We start from the raw sequence: 16979 nt of genomic DNA, 5'->3' as shown, positions 1-16979 counted from the left end.
TTCATCCTTTTTTCTCTTTCTTTTATGTTGTTCATTCACAAGTCTACAGTGTCTTTCGGCTATGGAGAAAGAATATTAAGCAACTTATTTCAAACAGGCGGATCCTTTTTCCTTACACCACCAAATAAATTCCTCATAGTCACAAATCGCCTTCAATTAAAACAAGTGAGACATATCATGCCTCACCTATTCTAATACTCCACCTGTAAAGATCGTTGTTTTTGTATTTTTTGGCGCCACAAGTATAGGCCACCAAAAAGGACCGCCTCGCCAGCCGTTTTCTTCTTTTCCATTTTGACGAAGTAAAATCAACACAGGTGTATCAATAGCAATACGTTTTGCAAGCATTAGCTCACTTTCTTCATTTGAAGCTGTGTCTGGTGCATCTTCATAGCGATGATTGCTTCTTATCCGGCTCATGTTACGATTTTCTCTTACAATACATAATACATTGCCACTATATTTAGAGTTCAAATTTTTAGAAAGGTACGTGAGACTCGAAAGAAAAGCTGCATCATCCCAACTTTCTCCTTCTTTCTCATCATGTGTTAATTTAATTTTCCGGATCACTTTTACAGCTTCTGCAAGAGGAAATAAAAAGGGCTTTCCATCCTTTCTTTTTCTCCTTTCTATGATTTGATCAATCTCTTTTACATGTTTTTCAATATTTGATTTATAACCTGTTTGAAAACCAACAGGCAACAGGCGCTTTAATGGTTTTAGCGCTACAGTTTTAGACAGTAAGATTTTGTTTGGATTGCAAGGAACAAGCTTTTCATCTTCATCACGTCTTATAAATACAACACCTCTTTCATAGCTCTTCTTTTCAAAAGATTCCCGTAGTGATGTATCAAATTCGTGAATTTTTTTCATCACCTGATAAATTTCAAGCGTTGTATAAAAGCGAGTGACCGCTAAATCTTTCTTGAATCTGTAACCAAACATTCGAGAGTGCTGTAAAACGGTATCCTGCTGAAATGTTCTTGGATTTCGTCCATAATAAAAACCAATTAAATTTTGTACGGTAATTCCGCGATCTAAAATTTGTCCGCCAATAAAAATATTAAGAGGTGCTCGAAGTTTCAGCTGTCCTTTATCATCTAAAAACTCTGATATTTCTTTTTCTGAATTTACTTTTGTCACAAGTACATAATCGTTTTGTAAGTAAAAATATGTTTCATACTGAACATCTTGAAGCGTTGGAATTTCCCCTTTTATTCTTTCTAATGATTTTTTTAAGTTAGCATAAATAGGCTTAATGAGTTTATAAAGAACAAGAGGCTGTTCAGCTGCCATTTGTTGAAGCTTTCGTTTCATCTCAACCACAATCGTTTCTTGCCATTCGTGCGCTGCTTTTGCTTGCTCAGTATGGACGATAAAGCTGTATTTCATCTCTCTTTTTCTCATTTGCCGCTGCTGTAGCCTTCTGATAATTCCACCAACGATAAATTGAAGGAGCGCTGTGCGAAGCGATTCAATCCTTTTACTTGTTAACGCTTCTTCTAGTTTGAACCGCCTTCTATCTGGTTTCTTTAAAATAGCAAGCTCATGCGATGGAATCGCTTCATAGAGATAAGAAGCAAGCGATCGTTTCCTTGTGCTCTCTTCGAAATAATACTCTCCTCCAATATAGCCGTCAGATACAGGAACAAGCTCTGTGAATGAAGGCTTCACAGGTTGAAACTCCTGAATAGAGCCATCGATTTTCAAATGTTCAGGCTGAAGGTAAAGAGAATATGGTGTTGCTGTCACTTGTAAAAAGGAAATATTGTCAACTTTCTTCCGGAACTGATCAATCTCCCCTGCGATAACTCTTATTTCATGAGCTTCTTTTTTTGTTTTCAAGAAACCGACACTAGCAAAATCTGCTTCATCATCAATTAAAAGAATCTTTCGGTTCTGAAGAAGCGGATATTGTTCAAAAAAAGCTTTATGAAGCCTTTTTAAATTGTGAATTTCTTTCTTCACAACAAAAATGAGCTTTTGGTTTAGTTCATATTGAATGAGATTGTCTGGAAGATTCATAATGTCATAAATTTGTATTTTATCATGAGCCTGAAACGAAGAAAATTCTTCTTTCAAACGTTCGTACGTTTGCCTTGTAAGAGCTTTTGTACCTTTTGTAAGAACAATTGCAATATCATAATTGTTATCAAAAGCTAATCCTGTAATTCCAATAAACGTTTTCGTTTTTCCGCTTTGGATTTTCCCAAGCAGCATCCCTGGCTTATTTGCCGTTGTCTTTTTATTTTTCAATCCTTTGAGCGCATTAAAAATGCACTTCTCTGTTTCCGGGGAATAATCATTCTTCTTCAACAGTCCTTTATAGAATAGACCCCGAATAAGCTGTTCATTCATGCTGAATCTTTTTCTCCTCTTTCATCATAGTCTTTGCTCATTGTATCACAACATCCCCTTTTTCACGTTGCACAATCTATGCCATAATAAATAAGAGAAGGCTTCATTACATATAAAGGGAGGAACATTATGTTTACGGACTATCATACACATACGAACCATTCATTTGACTCAAAAGCGATCATGATGGAAACATGCCAAAAAGCGCTTGAGAACGGAGTAGAACAAATTTGCTTCACCGAACACTTCACGCTAAACCCGAACATTCCAACTTATGGACATATGAAATGGGAGAAGTACAGTCAAGACATTCAAACTTGTCAAGAAGCTTTTAAAAATCAGCCTCTTCACATCTTAAAAGGAATAGAACTTTGTGAACCACATAAGTATACAGAAGAATATAAACAGCTGTTTCAAAAAGAGCACGTTGATTTTATTCTTGGTTCTGTTCACAATATTAAAGATATCGGCCTTCGCAAAACGTTAGCAAAATACTCACGGCTAGAAGCGTATGACCTTTATTTTAAAGAAATGCTCTTACTTATCGAAAAAGCGGACATTGACTGTTTAGCTCATTTTGATCTTATTAAGCGCTATTCAAAAGAACCGTTTAGTAAGGACGACTTCGAAAAATTTGAGCCTCTTATAAAGAAGATACTTTCTAAAGCCATTGAACGAGGTATTGGAATTGAAATTAATACTTCAACAGTAGAAGCATTACAAGAACCAATGCCTTCACACTATATTTTGTCTTTATATAGAGAGCTCGGCGGACGCATTTTAACCATTGGTTCGGATTCTCACTATTCAGAGCATATTGGTCGAGGCATTAAAGAAGCGTATGCTCTTGCCAAAGAGTGTGGATTTACAGAAGTGAGTGTTTTTGAAAACCGACGTGCAACATTTGTTTCTATTTAAAAAAGCAGGCCTTCCTTGGCGGAAGCCTGCTTTTTTATAAATCTTTTTCTTTAAAACGCTTCTTTTAAAGATTCTGCTCCTTCTTTCAACGCTTCTCTTGCTTCTGGAACAAATTCAATAAAGTTGGCAAAGCCGTGGATTAAATCATCATAATTTTTATAAAAAACAGGAACTTCGTTTTCTCTTAGCTTTTCTGCGTAAAGCGCGCCAGAATCACGAAGCGGATCATATTGAGCAGTAAGGGCTGTTGCCGGAGGAAGGTTTGCTAAATCTTCTGCAAGTACAGGGGATGCATACGGATGCTTCCAATCTTCTTGTTTATTTACATAATGTTCTCCAAACCATTCCATAAGCTCACGAGTGAGAAAATAGCCTTCGCTGTTTTCTTTCATTGAGGGAAGCTCATAATCACGACCTGTTGATGGATACAGTAAAAACTGATGAATAATGCTTGGTCCTTCTTTCTCTTTAGCGATAATGCTTGTAACTGCAGCTAAATTTCCTCCTGCGCTGTCGCCTCCAACAGCAATTCGATTAACATCAATATCAAATTCCTCCCCATGATCGCTAATATATACAAGAGCGTCATATGCATCGTGAACACCAGCAGGAAATTTATGTTCAGGAGCTAATCGGTAGTCTACCGAAATGACCGTACATTGCGCCATATTTACAATTGCTCTGCACACGCCATCATGACTATCAATATTTCCTAACACCCAACCTCCCCCATGGTAGTAAACAAGAGCAGGGAACTTTCCATTGCCTTCTGGCTTGTAGACTCTCACTCGAATATCTCGATCTTTTAATGGAAGCATCTTATCTTCTACTGCTCCTACTCGTTCAACAGTTGTCGGAGCTTGTCTCATTTGTTCTTGAAGCGCTCTATATTCTTTAGGAGTAATCGTTTTCAAATCTAGTTTTGGCATACTATTCAGCTAATCAAGCATCATTTTAACTTTAGGATTTAAAGACAACCAAAAAACCACCTTTCTTACATCATTTACTACCTTTAGTATACCCCTCTTTTATAGATAGTTCAGCTTTAAAGCTTATCTCAATAGGCTAAAAAGAGCTATCAGTCTCGATAGCTCTTTTTAGCCTATTCTCGTCCAACAACTGCGATTGTTTTTTCTTCGATTACATGACCTTCAATTGCTCTATAAAATTCATTAAGATAATAACCGTCTTTTAAATCAAGCTCTGTGTCTAGCGCATATACCACAAGCGTATAGTCATGATCTTTATCAGGAGGTGTTGGTCCCCCGCACTGCTGGGTAATTTTTGGGTCTTTATGGCCCGCTACTGGAGAAGCATAGCTTGTGTTCCCTTGAACAAATGGAAACGGCTTTTCATCACTCGCATTTTCCGGAAGCTCTTTGACCTCTGCTGGAATATTCGCTACAAGCCAATGAATCTATGCGAAATTACAAACTGGTACTGAATCATAATCAATAAAAGTCAACGCTAAACTTTTAGCATTTTCAGGCACATTTTCAAATGAAATTGGAAAAGAAACGTATGGAACACCATCTCTTAAATATTCTTCTGAAGCTTGCTTTCCATACTTGTCTGCTAAAGATCCGTTTTCCGTCGCTACGTGAACTTTCATCATAAATCATCCCTCATCTCTATTTAATACCCAATTTTGAATATATCTATGATAACTTATCTTTATAAATTCGCTCAATTTTTAGATACTTTCATTTTACTTTGTTGGTTTATATGTAATGTAGTATCCTTACTCTCAGCTGTCCAACATATAATCTGACAGATTTATAGTTTGTATTTTCGTCTACATTGCTTATATCTGCCTCTCCCTCTTGCAGTTTGTAGGCATGTCCAGACCAAGGACCTGTTGTTACTTGCTGCTCTGAAGCTTCTAATATTCCATCATAAGGGAGCGTTCCATACTTCGTTGTAACCCTATTATCCTTTAAATTAAATGTCACTTTATCAAAAGAAGTTGTTTCACTCGCTTTTAATGTTAACTTATCTTTATCCCTTGTAACCTTAATACTTGTATTTTTTCCTTTTACCATTTTCATATTGCTCTGTGAATCTAGTAATGTTTTATACTCATCTTCTAAAACCCTTCACAACTATAGGTTAACAAAAAACTTTCTAAATAAGGAAAAAGAATCAATCCAAACTAGTTCTTTAGTATCTAAATTTAGAAACTAAAAGAGAATCCATATTCAACACTTTTTCTTTTTTACTTTTTTACTATAATAGAGAGAAATATGGTATTCTACTTTTATTCTCTCACTTTAAAAAGGAGTTTTTTTAACATGAATTCAAAAGAGATGGAACAAAAAATTATTCAAAATTATCAAAAAGACGAAGAAATGATGATTCTTGTTTTTGCACAATGGTGCGTTAACCATGATTTAGATCCTTTTGAGCTATATATACGCGCATACCCTAACCAAAAAGAGAATGCTGCATTAAAACACGCGCTCTCCCTTACTGTACCAAAGAATGAAGCTGGGGAGGTTGGGGATAGCACGCTTTTAGGTGTTTTATCCCTATTTGGAAATGATGATTTAGCATTTGTGGTAACTGAAGAAATGAAAAAGATGAAAGAGAAAAATTAATGAACCTTTTTTTCCTCCTCTACATATAGTGACCACAACGATGTAGAAGGAGGCTTATGTACTATGGATAATGAGACAAAGGATTATAAAACATACTTAGAAGACTGGGCTAACGATTTATACAGCCATTGGGACTCTCTTTCCTCTCACGGAAAAAATGAAGAAGAATGGCACCAAAAGTGGAATGAATTTGCTCATCTTTTAGAAGAAAATCACGATCAAGATATGCCATATGCTTGTTTTGAACGAGCAAAAGAGCTTTACCTTTTGTGGGAAAACGCCTATGAAGAGAAAGAGCGAGATGGAGCAATTCATCACGAGGAAGAGAACCACCACGATGAAGAGGGTCACCGTGACGAAGCAAATCATCATGATGAAGAGTCTCGCCCTGCTTTTAATCCTGTACCGATTGGAGGACATACTTTACCTCCTTTACCATATCCGTATGAAGCACTCGAGCCTTATATTGACCGCGAAACAATGAGGCTTCATCATGACAAACATCATCAAACATATGTTGATGGGTTGAACAAAGCAGAGAAAGAAATGAAAAAAGCGCGAAGCAGTGGAGATTATACGCTTATTGCCCATTGGGAGCGAGAAGCCGCTTTTCACGGTGGTGGACATTATCTTCATACGCTGTTTTGGAATGTAATGAGCCCAAATGGTGGGGGAAAACCAAGAGGTGAAATACGAAAAGCGATTGATAGCACGTTTGGAGGATTTGAACGATTTAAACAACAGTTTACAGAAGCCGCAAACAAAGTAGAAGGATCTGGGTGGGGTATTTTAGTATGGGCTCCCCGTGCTCATCGTTTGGAGATTTTACAAGCTGAAAAACACCAAAACTTAAGTCAATACGATGTTATCCCTCTTCTAGCCCTTGATGTATGGGAGCATTCTTATTATTTGAAATATCAAAATGACCGCAGGAAGTATATTGAGAACTGGTGGAATGTTGTCAATTGGGCACATGTTGAAGAACGTTATCGTGAAGCAACGAAAGTGAAATGGAAGCCATTTTAATATAATATAAATATCGCTCTTTTTTAGTTGTGGAACACCTTGCCTTGGGGTATAATGAGACTATCTCTTACAATGGAAATGTGAACAACAGATTCATTCCTCATAAAAAGGAGCGATATGTTTATGAATATTACGATTTATTATGGAAGTCACGATGATAAAACATTACATACAATGGACTGTTTTGTAGAAGATGAAACAGATGAAGAAGGTTCAAACCTTGCATAATCAAAGCATTGATGATACTGATCAATGCTTTTTTTGTTTCCTTTTTTATTATACTAGATGAAAAATAAGAGAAAATCTTCCTTCTCTCTCAATTTTTCCTCTTCTTTTTCTTTACTTTTAGAGAAAAGTGCTGTAATATAGGGGTACAGAACATCTGTTCGCGTTACTAATGCAAGGAGCTGAGCTTATGGCAAGAATGACAAAACATAGTCGTAAAAAAACCTCTTCCCCTACTCTTTCAAATACTGGTTTCATTGGGGCAACGTTCACAGACTTAGATGATTTAACGAAATACGAATACTACTTCTCTCGTAAAAAGCTGCAAATTACACATCACGTGCTTGATGGGCTATTGCAAGGAAGCAGCATTTTATTTTCGCAGCACGGTATTCCTGCGCACATCTCCTGCATCTATTTACCAAAACAAAAGAAAATTGGTCTTGTTTTATCTAAGACACCCTTCCGCCGTAAAGAAGGAAAAAGTTATTTTATTAACTACCTACGTGAAGTTGGACATTTAAGTGAAGAGGAAAAAATAAAAGAACATGAAATTTTTAATACAGGCTTTATTGGCGTCATCTTTGCAGATCTCTCTAAAGTCGAACGTTTTACATTTCAATTTGAGTTAGAACTTCTTTCTCAATTTTTAAAAGGCTTAATCATTCCTGCAAAAGAGCTTTTCCTTCGTCATAACATTCAAGCTTATATCTCTTCTGTTGAACTTACTAATGAAGGGAAAATTGGTTTCGTTCTTTCAAAGAAACCATATGATGAAAGAAAGGAAGCAGACCTTTATTTCATTGAATACTTAAAAGAACGTGGATTATATGAAGAGGAAGAAGAATTTATTCCTATACATAGTGAAAAGACTCTTTTTTAAAAAGGAGTCTTTTTTGTAGGACTAGCCAGAATGTTTTTATTTTTTCTCTTTCCTTATCTCTTTATTGACGAAACGTGCGCCCTCTTGTATTATTTTTTAGTATTACCGTGGTTCGTAACCCTCCCACGCTAAAAAACTAAGGAGAAATAGATTGATGAATATTAGAACAATGAGTATTAACGCCCTTGTAGCGGCTTTATATATCGCCGTATCTCTTTTAATTCAACCATTTGGCTTTACGAACATTCAGTTTAGACTTTCTGAGATATTTAATCATCTTGTTGTATTTAACAAGAAGTTCATTTTTGGCATCGTTATTGGAGTTTTCTTAACGAATTTACTATTCTCACCGCTTGGAGCATATGATCTTGTATTTGGCGTCCTTCAATCTCTTATAGCTCTACTTGTTACAATTGGAGTAGGCCTCTATATAAAGAACTTATGGGCTCGTATGATGGTGAATACAGCTATTTTTACAGTAACAATGTTTATTATCGCCTTTGAGCTGCACTTAGCATTAGGACTTCCCTTCCTTTTCACATGGCTCACAACTACTGTTGGTGAATTCGTTGTGATGTTTATCGGCGCTTTTATCATGATGGCTTTGAATAAAAAAATATCTTTCAAAACGCTCTTGAATTAAAAGAGAAAAGGCAAAAGGCTTCCTTATGACAGGAAGCCTTTTTATTATGAGAACCATTATATAAAGTCCTCACAAGATTAATTAATGCGCATAAACTAGGATTGTGATATTTAACTATATTTGAAAGGATGTAATGACTGTGTATCCTCTTTATACTCCCTCACATCATCTCAAACAAGAAACTTTATTAAAGGTTAACCCATGGGTACAATATGGTTTAAATGAAGCTCAAAAAACATCTATCCCTCATGCAATGATGGAAATAGCAGCTATTACTTATTTGATGGGTAAAGGATATGATCCACGAACAGCACATCAAATTGTCGAGTCATGGGAAATTAATGAAACGTTTTATCTGTAATAAATAAACAGATAAATGATTATGTTAAAAATCTTGTTCAATATGTGAGTTATAAATACACAAAAAGAGCAAAAAAACGACTTTTTTAAAGAAAAGGTCGTTTTTCTTATCAACAGATTAAATATTAGAGGTTAGGTACTTAATGGGTGCCTAACCTTGTTTATGTTGCTGGGGAAGAAACTCTAACTGCTGCAAATTGTGTACTTGGACTTGCTTGGATTGCACCAGCGGCAGTACTTCTCATTGCTACCTGCACCTGATCTCCAGCATTTAACTGAAGTATCTCAGTAGTCGTTAGGATTGCCGGGATATTACCTGTAAAAGTTTCACTGTTTCTTCCCTCAATTACATCGCTATTTATCAGGAAAACCATTTCTAAGGTAAACTCACCAATAATATTCGGTTGAAACTCAACAGATGCAGTGAGCGAATATACACCATCCGTTTGTGGAATAAATGTAGATGTATTTGGGTTATATTCATTCGCTAAATCAAATTGTTCATTTTGAAAAAAAACTTGACTAGCAGCGTTTGCGGGAAGAGATTGATTAGCAGTATTATTGATAGCTCTGAATGCTGATAATATTACGCTGCCACTTTTATGATTAGGTACCAGACTTGTGATTTCTTATAAGGGTAATGCGTACTTATTTTAATCACTCCTTTAGATTTTAAGACTCTCTTTTTAAGGTAGAATTAAAAGGGGAAGAAGCTGACAACCAAAAGTTCACTTTCACAATTTTTGGGGTCAGCTTCTTTTTATCCATACTGAGAGATGATTCAAAGCATAATCTATTTAACAATATGAAAAGGTATAAATATTTTCATATTACTTATATTTTTTCTTGCGGTCGCAATCATGATCTTCTTTGAAGTAAAGATATCCTTTTAGAACAAATTTCTTTTTCTCATCTTTATCTTCGTATTTACGACGATCTTCTTGCTCTTCACAATAACATTTTACTTTTTTAAATTTATCATGTTTGTCATGTTTATCATCACAAGAGTCTTTTCTATCATAATCATATTCAAATTCATACATAGACGTGTTCACCTCCTCACATCTTAAATGATCAAAATTATCTTAATAGAGGGTTTTATCTATTTATTTCTAATAAGAACCATTTCAACTAATAGGAAAGATATCGAAGGGAATAATAGGTTATTTTGTTATATTAAAAAGAGGTTGGGTAACTAGACGCCGAACCCTTTTCAATGCTTATAATTACGTTATGTTAACTAACTTTACATAAAAAGAAAACAACTACCTTCGTAAGAAGATAGCTGTTTTCTCCTAACAATATGATTTGTAGTCAATGCCTTATGGCGTCTTAAGTAGTTCACTCAAATGAGCTTACCGCTTCCCATACACTCTTTTAAAGGTAATCCGCCATTTCTTAAACAAGTGGATAACAGGACTCCCCCCATTTCCCTAACGCATACAATCAACTTCTTATATTTAATGAGATATATTTAAGTAAAAAAGCTCTTATCAATGTAATAAGAGCTTTTTTACTTAAAGGTTTTTAGTTAATCTACAGGTTGCGTATTTGTCAAAATGGATTCTTAGCTTTTATTGTCAAATAGGAATTCGTGACATAGTTTTAATCAAATTTTCTTTCAAAGCTACCGTTTAGGATTTCTCTGAAATCACGTTTTTCTCGGTGCAAACCAACCAATTAAGGCAATACCGACTAATACTCCGTAGAAAATCAACGTCCAAGCTGTACTGTGAGGAAAATCATGCTCTAAGAACCCAATATCCTCATGGGCAAGGGTAATGACAGCAAGTTTGACACCGACCCAAGCAACAATGACATATGCGGTTGTTTCCAATGCTGGACGTTTTGCAAGAAGCTGCACAAACCAGGTTGCTGCAAACTTAATTAAGATAAGACCAGCAATACCGCCAAGAAGAACAACAATAAACTGCCCTCCATCCATACCACCAAAATCGCCGAGCGGTGAATCTGGAAGACCAAGGGCAAGAGCAACCGCAGCTAGTATCGAATCAATGGCAAAAGCAAGGTCAGCTAGCGCAATCTTTGCTACTGTCGGCCAGAAACCTTTTCCAGCAGCTTCCTTTTCATCGTCCTTATGAATATCTTTATTCTTTTTTCCAAAACGTGCTTGAATAACATGTTTTAAACCTAAGTAAAGAAGATAAGCTGCTCCTATCGCCTGTATCTGCCAGACGTTTGCGATAAAAGAAATGGCAAAAAGAGCAACAAATCGAAAAACAAAGGCCATAATGATACCATAATTTATAGCTTTTCTTTTCTCATTTTCGGGTAAATGCTTGGCTATAACTGCTAGTACAAGAGCATTGTCAGCCGATAACAATCCTTCTAATCCGATTAGAATTAACAATGCCCAAGCATACTCTAGCCATATTGATTCCATCCCCTTCTCCCCTTTCTAAAATTAAAATATCATTTAAAAGTTCCACTAACATTAGACTTTCCCATTAAACCATAGGTAATTCTATAAAATACACTTTAATGGTTTTGATCGTTCTTTCTCTTCCTTTATGTGAAATCTCACCTCTTTATGTAGAGATTGAACAACTAACATAAGAAAAGCTCTGTTACAAAACCTCTTACTCCTCATCCCCATGCCTCATTTCTAATTGAAAGAGAAATAAAAGAAATACAAAAAATTTCGGGCCATAGTAATATCAACATCACTATGAACATCTAAGGTCATATGACGAAAAATTTTTAAAAAAGAACTTCTCACAAATTCGGTCAATTCATGAAAAGTCTCAATGAAAACCACTTTGTATATGTTGATACATCAGTCTTTTTAACGGTTTTTGGCTCTTTAGCAGGATACCTAATATAGAGAAATCCAACAACTTCTCCTCTTTCTGATAAACCAAAAGACTGAGCAATTTTAGGATGATAACAAATATCCCATTTTTTGCTTTTATAGATTTCTGCTCTTTTCTATAAAATCTTTAAGAATCTTCACTCATAAGAAGAATAGAGCTTTTTATATTTTTTAGGTTCTATAAACATCTATGGATTTCTATAAAATTTGTGGTTGTTTGCGTGGTCATGTGGTCGTTTATGTGGTCGTTTTTAGTAATGAACCAAACTATGCAGAATAGCCTTTAGTAACATAGGGAAAAGTTGAATACAGACATAAACAAGTGAAGTGGTCGTCATCCACTTTATACATTTATCTCTCATTCCAACAATGAAAAGGAAACCAGCTGTCGTAAGGATGATACTAGCAATCGGTTGCGACATAACAAGCACGATATCCAGGAACGGATTTATCATGTTGTAAATTGCATCTACTCCATGCTCTTTTGTCGTTTGAATAGGATGTAGCAACCAATTTAAAAAAGACAGGCTAGGAGCTGTATTTTGTACAGCTCCATTGCTCATACATAAATTCATTCACACTTATTGTCTGTATTCTCACTAGTACAATAATCCCTCCTCTCTTTCTCATAAAATTAATAACATGTAGCTAATTTTATGTAAGCGGTTTACACTTGAATATCATTTCATTTTTTATGATAATAATGGATAAAAAACAGGAGGATTGTCATTCTTATATGAAACTTTTTAAAAAAGAGATTGGTTACAGAATTAAATCACTACGTGAAGAAAAAGGACTATCTAGAGAAAGTTTGGCTGAGAAATTAGGCACTTCCCGCATGTCTGTTTATCATTGGGAAATAGGATATGCTACTCCTACATACCGATTTGCTATGAATTTGGCTGAGGTTCTTGATGTACAGTTAGATTATTTGATGTGCAAAACTGAACAGAAAGAAGATGATATTGAAGAGTTTGTAAAAAAACTGAAAGGATCTGTGCTTGTATGGGAAGGAAAAAAAATAAGCACAGAGGAATTTCATAAGATTTTAATTGATAAAACTCTAAAAAGTCGATAAGAGTATAAAAAGCGGTTGGATAAGATTCCAACCGCTTTTTTATCATGTTTCTTTTTCTAAAGGACATTCAACGCGAATTTCTTCTCCGTCATCATCAAAATCAGTATTTGATGGAGCACTTACAACCAATGTAACCTTTTTGATTTTCTCAACGTCTTTCATATCAAAACCAACGCGACCTTCTTTTGTTAAATTACAAGCTTCCGCAGTTCTAATAATTTTTCATGCTCCTCACTTCCCTCTCCTGTTGTTTTACTTTTTATCCAGAAGTAACCTCCTGCAAGAACTGATGTAAAAAGCCCCTATCCAATAAAGGATAGGGGTGTATCTACATATTTATCTACTAATCCTCTTGTCTTCTAGCTTGATTCAGAGTCCTGCCAGATAACTGTTTCATCTTCTAAACTGATTCTTTTTGGGGTATTGCTATATAAAGAAGTCTCAAATAGCTCATGTTGTTGTATCCATCTAAACAGTTCATCGTCCTTAGTTAAAGGAGGATGAATAATATATTCAAGCTTTACAATTGCAGCTATATACTCTTGAAATCCTTCATCATCATCTTCTAATCCATTATCTGTTTCAGAAATAGTATCCAGTTTACCGGCTAATTTTAAACCACTTTCCCACTTTACAATCAAATTTTCTCTAGAATGACGATCAAAAGCTCTAATTAAAGGATCATATCCCATCTTATGCTACCTTCTTTTGTTTATTTATCAGTGTCGATTTTCCATACCATTTTTCCGTCCGTTAAAAATATGACACTTGGTGGATCATCATAAAGAGAAATTTCGACAAGGGAACTTTTCTTTTGTTTCAACCAATCATATACGCTACCTTCGTTACTAGAGGGATGAGATAAAATTTGACTTACTCTGAATGCAGCTGCATGATATTCTTTATAATTGATATCATCATCTTCTAATCCATTATCTGTTTCAAAGACTGTGTCTAATTCACCTATTATTCTTAGTCCGCTTTTCCATTCTAATATCATCTCACTATTTTCATACTTTATTAATATTCCTATTAAAGAATCGTACCCCATATTTATCCTCTTTTCTTATGGTTCTTATGGTCTCGCCGGTACTATATGAGCACCATGTTTTCCGTAATGTATCATACCTTTAGTAGTTTCTATATATTTACCAGTATCCAGTTCATAATATTCACCTATTATTTCACCAAAGTCCACTCTTTCCCTACCATTTTTCAACATTTCACCTTTACCAGCAAATTGATCAATCAATTCTTGAGCCTTTTTATTATCTCCATAAAAAATACTTTTGTTTTTACCGTTTGCTAATTCCTGTTTATAATTTGGTGTATCGGGAATATGTTTTTCTTGGGCTCCAGCTTTAACTTTTATTGAATATCCATTTACTTCACGGTATGGTCCCATAGGTACCGAACCCTGACCGTAAGCAGGTACACCTTTTCCTTTAGCAAAATTCCAATACATATCCTTAGCATTTTGTAGATAGCGACCCAGATAACCCGTATCTAGAGCATTAACAGGAGGTCTTCCCCCTGCAAACGCAGGTTGCAAGGCGGGCATTCTTTGATTTATGGTTACTTTATGAACGTCTTTCATTCCCTTCGCTGTTTTGGCTACAGCACTTGCTCCTTTAGTAGCTAAACCTGCCCCTTTGTCGCCAATTGCCGCAAGTCCAATTTCTGTACCTGCATAGGAAAAGAAATGACTTCGACTATAGGCATCCCCGTTAATAATTTTTTCATCTACAGCAGTGACAACCCCATCTTTGACCGCATTATAAGTACGAACCGGATGTTTTCCTGCCTCATATACTCCTTTAGCCGTATTAACCGTACTATCCACAGGATGGTGAGCAAATGAAACAACCCCATCCCATGTTTCTGAAAGAGCATCCCCTGCCCCATCTTTAATCCCTCTTAATGATTGTGTAAAAGTATTTCCTTCTTCTTCCTCTTTTTTCTTCTTACTTGCCCCTTCTACTTTTCCTTTAGAAGTTTTTTGAGGAACAATTTCACTATCTAACTCTAATTTACGGAGAAGAGCCTCATCTGCTGCTTTCAATTCATTTTTTGTTTTGACAATGTGTTGATAAGCCTCCCCCAACTCATCTACATAATCTCGCATACTTTTTTCTAATTCTTGTTGTAGACCTTCTAATTCTGACATCCATACCCCACTTAATTCAGATAAGACACCAGAAAGATTCCAACTTAGCTGAGCTGGCACAGCCTCACATTTTGCCTTTGCTAACTTTGTTTTCTCGGCCAGTTGATTGAGATCTTCTAGGTTAGCTTGAGTTTTCCCCATAACCAGAACACCCTTTCCATGTTTACCATCAACTAACATTTTTCAACTTCTTAAATAGAAAGAAAGCAAGAAATGAAAAATAAACTAGTAGAACTGTATCAAAAGTACTAAGCTTCTTAGAACCTTCATCACATACAAATAAGCCCCTATCCACTGGATAAGGGCTCTTTGTTTGGACAAACAAAACGAGGAATGTCCTTGTTGTCTTAATATTTACTAAAACTAATGTGTTTATACTTAATAAATTTTATTTAAATCCAGATTTGCATATTTATCTTCTTTGTTATCCATACTACTGATGACTTCCAATATCAAACTGTTGACAATCACACAACGAAGTCGAACTCAAAATGCCCCTTACTCGTGACAGTGGGGGCTTTTTTATTTATACAATCTACATAAATTTATATATCGTTCAAAACATTGGAGATTATTCCCTTCAATAAAAAAAAGAAATATTTAATTGCATAAAAAGAGATAAAACAGAAAAGATATAAAAGCATTTTAGAATTTAATAAGGAAGGAGTGAGACAAAAATGAAGGAATGGTTATTAAAATCATTAGGGGGACTATTTGCTATCACGCTTATTACAGGTTGTACAGCCAATGATAATCAAGATTCGCCTCAAGAAGATGAGCAACAAAATGAAGAACAAGCTCCAAATGATGAAGGTGGAAATGACACAAACAATGAAAATAATCAGGATGCAGACGATATGAACTTTGAAAATAATCAGGATAGAAATGAGAATGCCCCTGGTGTCGATGAAAATGATACTCTAAATAAAGATGATGAAAAAGATAGAAATCCAGATCCGGAAGATCCAATTGAAGATCCAGAAGATATGCGTGATAAAGATAATAGAGATGATTAATCAAAAGGGCTGGTTCTATTCAAAGGAATCAGCCTCTTTTACTTTTCGCTAAGAAAGTACCTCCTCCATAAATGATCTACTATTTCCCTTTTTAGGCATGTTTCTTTTGAATTAAAGTGTGATCCCACATCCTCCCTCTTAAAGAAAACAGAAAAATATCCTCCTCCCTTGGAAGAATCTAAACGGAATAGAAAAGAGAAAAAAACAGAAGATAGGTGAGAGATTTTAAAACATGATAAAAAAGGAGATGATAGATCATGAAAAACAACATCCAAGTGTTACCTGTTGTTGCTTCTATTGGTATTGGAGCTGCTGCTTACAGTATGATGACAGGACGCGGGGGACAGCTTCAAAATATGATTCCACTGTCTAATATGAGCAATCAAGGAAACAATCAAACGATGAATCAACAAACTAATCAACAGCAAAGTCAATAATACTTCCCTTCCGATTTCAATCTTCCTCCAAAGATCGGAATCCTCCTTCTCTCTTCACTTTTGAAGAAGAATAAAATGCCCCCATTCGCCATGAGTAGGGGCATTTTCGTTTAGTAAAAATGAATAAAAAACCCTCTTGCGATGATAAGAGAGCGAAATTTAGTTTAGGAGTAAACGCGTTGTTCCAGCATAATGAAAGTCCATTCGTGACATTAGTGACATTCGTGACATTATATAGTATTACCTGAATAAATGTGCAAGGTCCGTATATAAACGGGATATATAGTCCATGCTATAGATAAGACAATTTCATACTACCTTTCCAATGAAAAAAAGCCCCCGCTCACAATGGGACTGACCCCATGAAGTGAGACAAATAAAAAACACCTTTTCGTTAAAGATCGGATACAAATGACCGAACTATAACGTGGAGGTGTT

General features: G+C 35.5%; 19 protein-coding genes, 1 pseudogene and 1 riboswitch. Of the genes and pseudogenes, 9 read left to right on the top strand and 11 right to left on the bottom strand.

Features of this window, described 5'->3' with window-relative positions:
- Nucleotides 1-186: 186 nt before the first annotated feature.
- A complete protein-coding gene (locus tag MOC86_RS24865) occupies nucleotides 187-2358 on the bottom strand; it encodes a Z1 domain-containing protein (RefSeq protein ID WP_268586591.1) in 2172 nt (723 codons plus the stop codon).
- Between the two features lie 129 nt (nucleotides 2359-2487).
- On the opposite strand from MOC86_RS24865, the gene MOC86_RS24860 reads away from it, so the two are divergent.
- Nucleotides 2488-3276 (top strand): histidinol-phosphatase HisJ family protein, encoded by a 789-nt coding sequence (locus MOC86_RS24860; protein WP_268586590.1) that lies wholly within the window; start codon nucleotides 2488-2490, stop codon nucleotides 3274-3276.
- A gap of 50 nt (nucleotides 3277-3326) precedes the next feature.
- Here the strand turns inward: MOC86_RS24860 and MOC86_RS24855 are convergent, their stop codons facing one another.
- From MOC86_RS24855 to MOC86_RS24845, 3 genes and pseudogenes are all read right to left on the bottom strand, one after another.
- On the bottom strand, nucleotides 3327-4205 hold the full coding sequence (locus MOC86_RS24855; protein ID WP_268586589.1) for an alpha/beta hydrolase: 879 nt from the start codon (nucleotides 4203-4205) through the stop codon (nucleotides 3327-3329).
- A 173-nt stretch (nucleotides 4206-4378) separates the two neighbouring features.
- A pseudogene (locus MOC86_RS24850) lies at nucleotides 4379-4888 on the bottom strand (YbhB/YbcL family Raf kinase inhibitor-like protein).
- A 109-nt stretch (nucleotides 4889-4997) separates the two neighbouring features.
- A complete protein-coding gene (locus tag MOC86_RS24845) occupies nucleotides 4998-5318 on the bottom strand; it encodes a hypothetical protein (RefSeq protein WP_268586588.1) in 321 nt (106 codons plus the stop codon).
- A 249-nt stretch (nucleotides 5319-5567) separates the two neighbouring features.
- Here MOC86_RS24845 and MOC86_RS24840 point away from each other — a divergent pair, with 249 nt between their 5' ends.
- From MOC86_RS24840 to MOC86_RS24820, 5 genes are all read left to right on the top strand, one after another.
- Nucleotides 5568-5873 carry a hypothetical protein gene (locus tag MOC86_RS24840; RefSeq protein WP_268586587.1) on the top strand — a complete coding sequence of 102 codons (306 nt, stop codon included), beginning with the start codon at nucleotides 5568-5570 and terminating at the stop codon, nucleotides 5871-5873.
- 63 nt (nucleotides 5874-5936) lie between these two features.
- Nucleotides 5937-6899, top strand: coding sequence for a superoxide dismutase (locus tag MOC86_RS24835; protein WP_268586586.1), 963 nt, complete (start codon nucleotides 5937-5939; stop codon nucleotides 6897-6899).
- Nucleotides 6900-7314: 415 nt separating this feature from the next.
- The gene (locus MOC86_RS24830) at nucleotides 7315-8007 is read left to right on the top strand and encodes a hypothetical protein (RefSeq protein ID WP_268586585.1); all 693 of its coding nucleotides are present in this window, start codon (nucleotides 7315-7317) and stop codon (nucleotides 8005-8007) included.
- Between the two features lie 101 nt (nucleotides 8008-8108).
- A riboswitch (PreQ1 riboswitch) is annotated at nucleotides 8109-8153 on the top strand.
- 8 nt (nucleotides 8154-8161) lie between these two features.
- Complete coding sequence (locus MOC86_RS24825; RefSeq protein WP_268586584.1) at nucleotides 8162-8650, top strand: QueT transporter family protein; 489 nt, start codon at nucleotides 8162-8164, stop codon at nucleotides 8648-8650.
- Nucleotides 8651-8783: 133 nt separating this feature from the next.
- Nucleotides 8784-9011: a hypothetical protein gene (locus MOC86_RS24820; RefSeq protein WP_419146682.1), complete on the top strand. Its 228-nt coding sequence runs from the start codon at nucleotides 8784-8786 to the stop codon at nucleotides 9009-9011.
- Between the two features lie 160 nt (nucleotides 9012-9171).
- Here the strand turns inward: MOC86_RS24820 and MOC86_RS24815 are convergent, their stop codons facing one another.
- The 4 genes from MOC86_RS24815 to MOC86_RS24800 all read right to left on the bottom strand — a co-directional run bounded on the left by MOC86_RS24815 (nucleotide 9172) and on the right by MOC86_RS24800 (nucleotide 12406).
- Complete coding sequence (locus tag MOC86_RS24815; protein WP_268586718.1) at nucleotides 9172-9576, bottom strand: C1q-like domain-containing protein; 405 nt, start codon at nucleotides 9574-9576, stop codon at nucleotides 9172-9174.
- 264 nt (nucleotides 9577-9840) lie between these two features.
- Nucleotides 9841-10053, bottom strand: a complete 213-nt coding sequence (locus MOC86_RS24810) for a hypothetical protein (RefSeq protein ID WP_268586582.1) — start codon at nucleotides 10051-10053, stop codon at nucleotides 9841-9843.
- A 608-nt stretch (nucleotides 10054-10661) separates the two neighbouring features.
- Complete coding sequence (locus MOC86_RS24805; RefSeq protein ID WP_268586581.1) at nucleotides 10662-11414, bottom strand: TerC family protein; 753 nt, start codon at nucleotides 11412-11414, stop codon at nucleotides 10662-10664.
- 680 nt (nucleotides 11415-12094) lie between these two features.
- Nucleotides 12095-12406 (bottom strand): hypothetical protein, encoded by a 312-nt coding sequence (locus tag MOC86_RS24800; protein ID WP_268586580.1) that lies wholly within the window; start codon nucleotides 12404-12406, stop codon nucleotides 12095-12097.
- A gap of 173 nt (nucleotides 12407-12579) precedes the next feature.
- Here MOC86_RS24800 and MOC86_RS24795 point away from each other — a divergent pair, with 173 nt between their 5' ends.
- Nucleotides 12580-12921 carry a helix-turn-helix domain-containing protein gene (locus tag MOC86_RS24795; protein WP_268586579.1) on the top strand — a complete coding sequence of 114 codons (342 nt, stop codon included), beginning with the start codon at nucleotides 12580-12582 and terminating at the stop codon, nucleotides 12919-12921.
- Between the two features lie 359 nt (nucleotides 12922-13280).
- Here the strand turns inward: MOC86_RS24795 and MOC86_RS24790 are convergent, their stop codons facing one another.
- Genes MOC86_RS24790 through MOC86_RS24780 form a run of 3 tightly spaced genes read right to left on the bottom strand, consistent with a single transcriptional unit; the run spans nucleotide 13281 to nucleotide 15268 of the window.
- Nucleotides 13281-13613: a hypothetical protein gene (locus MOC86_RS24790; RefSeq protein WP_268586578.1), complete on the bottom strand. Its 333-nt coding sequence runs from the start codon at nucleotides 13611-13613 to the stop codon at nucleotides 13281-13283.
- A gap of 20 nt (nucleotides 13614-13633) precedes the next feature.
- A complete protein-coding gene (locus MOC86_RS24785) occupies nucleotides 13634-13972 on the bottom strand; it encodes a hypothetical protein (protein ID WP_268586577.1) in 339 nt (112 codons plus the stop codon).
- 24 nt (nucleotides 13973-13996) lie between these two features.
- On the bottom strand, nucleotides 13997-15268 hold the full coding sequence (locus MOC86_RS24780) for a polymorphic toxin type 50 domain-containing protein (RefSeq protein ID WP_268586576.1): 1272 nt from the start codon (nucleotides 15266-15268) through the stop codon (nucleotides 13997-13999).
- A 497-nt stretch (nucleotides 15269-15765) separates the two neighbouring features.
- Between MOC86_RS24780 and MOC86_RS24775 the strand changes: the two genes are divergently transcribed.
- A complete protein-coding gene (locus MOC86_RS24775; protein ID WP_268586575.1) occupies nucleotides 15766-16104 on the top strand; it encodes a hypothetical protein in 339 nt (112 codons plus the stop codon).
- Between the two features lie 257 nt (nucleotides 16105-16361).
- A complete protein-coding gene (locus tag MOC86_RS24770) occupies nucleotides 16362-16541 on the top strand; it encodes a hypothetical protein (RefSeq protein WP_268586574.1) in 180 nt (59 codons plus the stop codon).
- Nucleotides 16542-16979 lie beyond the last annotated feature (438 nt).

This window comes from Priestia endophytica, from assembly GCF_026790145.1.
Taxonomy (GTDB): Bacteria; Bacillota; Bacilli; order Bacillales; family Bacillaceae_H; genus Bacillus_I; species Bacillus_I endophytica_A.
The sequence above is the reverse complement of the archived record's forward strand: the minus strand, read 5'-3'. Positions and strand labels throughout refer to the sequence as shown.

What these genes read in the sequence shown, in the direction of transcription:
- MOC86_RS24775 (WP_268586575.1), top strand. Translation starts at nt 15,766, where the DNA reads ATGAAGGAATGGTTATTAAAATCATTAGGGGGACTATTTGCTATCACG.
- MOC86_RS24785 (WP_268586577.1), bottom strand. Translation starts at nt 13,972, where the DNA reads ATGGGGTACGATTCTTTAATAGGAATATTAATAAAGTATGAAAATAGT.
- MOC86_RS24820 (WP_419146682.1), top strand. Translation starts at nt 8,784, where the DNA reads ATGACTGTGTATCCTCTTTATACTCCCTCACATCATCTCAAACAAGAA.
- MOC86_RS24825 (WP_268586584.1), top strand. Translation starts at nt 8,162, where the DNA reads ATGAATATTAGAACAATGAGTATTAACGCCCTTGTAGCGGCTTTATAT.
- MOC86_RS24795 (WP_268586579.1), top strand. Translation starts at nt 12,580, where the DNA reads ATGAAACTTTTTAAAAAAGAGATTGGTTACAGAATTAAATCACTACGT.
- MOC86_RS24845 (WP_268586588.1), bottom strand. Translation starts at nt 5,318, where the DNA reads ATGGTAAAAGGAAAAAATACAAGTATTAAGGTTACAAGGGATAAAGAT.
- MOC86_RS24810 (WP_268586582.1), bottom strand. Translation starts at nt 10,053, where the DNA reads ATGTATGAATTTGAATATGATTATGATAGAAAAGACTCTTGTGATGAT.
- MOC86_RS24860 (WP_268586590.1), top strand. Translation starts at nt 2,488, where the DNA reads ATGTTTACGGACTATCATACACATACGAACCATTCATTTGACTCAAAA.
- MOC86_RS24805 (WP_268586581.1), bottom strand. Translation starts at nt 11,414, where the DNA reads ATGGAATCAATATGGCTAGAGTATGCTTGGGCATTGTTAATTCTAATC.
- MOC86_RS24835 (WP_268586586.1), top strand. Translation starts at nt 5,937, where the DNA reads ATGGATAATGAGACAAAGGATTATAAAACATACTTAGAAGACTGGGCT.
- MOC86_RS24840 (WP_268586587.1), top strand. Translation starts at nt 5,568, where the DNA reads ATGAATTCAAAAGAGATGGAACAAAAAATTATTCAAAATTATCAAAAA.
- MOC86_RS24770 (WP_268586574.1), top strand. Translation starts at nt 16,362, where the DNA reads ATGAAAAACAACATCCAAGTGTTACCTGTTGTTGCTTCTATTGGTATT.
- MOC86_RS24830 (WP_268586585.1), top strand. Translation starts at nt 7,315, where the DNA reads ATGGCAAGAATGACAAAACATAGTCGTAAAAAAACCTCTTCCCCTACT.
- MOC86_RS24865 (WP_268586591.1), bottom strand. Translation starts at nt 2,358, where the DNA reads ATGAATGAACAGCTTATTCGGGGTCTATTCTATAAAGGACTGTTGAAG.
- MOC86_RS24855 (WP_268586589.1), bottom strand. Translation starts at nt 4,205, where the DNA reads ATGCCAAAACTAGATTTGAAAACGATTACTCCTAAAGAATATAGAGCG.
- MOC86_RS24800 (WP_268586580.1), bottom strand. Translation starts at nt 12,406, where the DNA reads ATGAGCAATGGAGCTGTACAAAATACAGCTCCTAGCCTGTCTTTTTTA.
- MOC86_RS24780 (WP_268586576.1), bottom strand. Translation starts at nt 15,268, where the DNA reads ATGTTAGTTGATGGTAAACATGGAAAGGGTGTTCTGGTTATGGGGAAA.
- MOC86_RS24790 (WP_268586578.1), bottom strand. Translation starts at nt 13,613, where the DNA reads ATGGGATATGATCCTTTAATTAGAGCTTTTGATCGTCATTCTAGAGAA.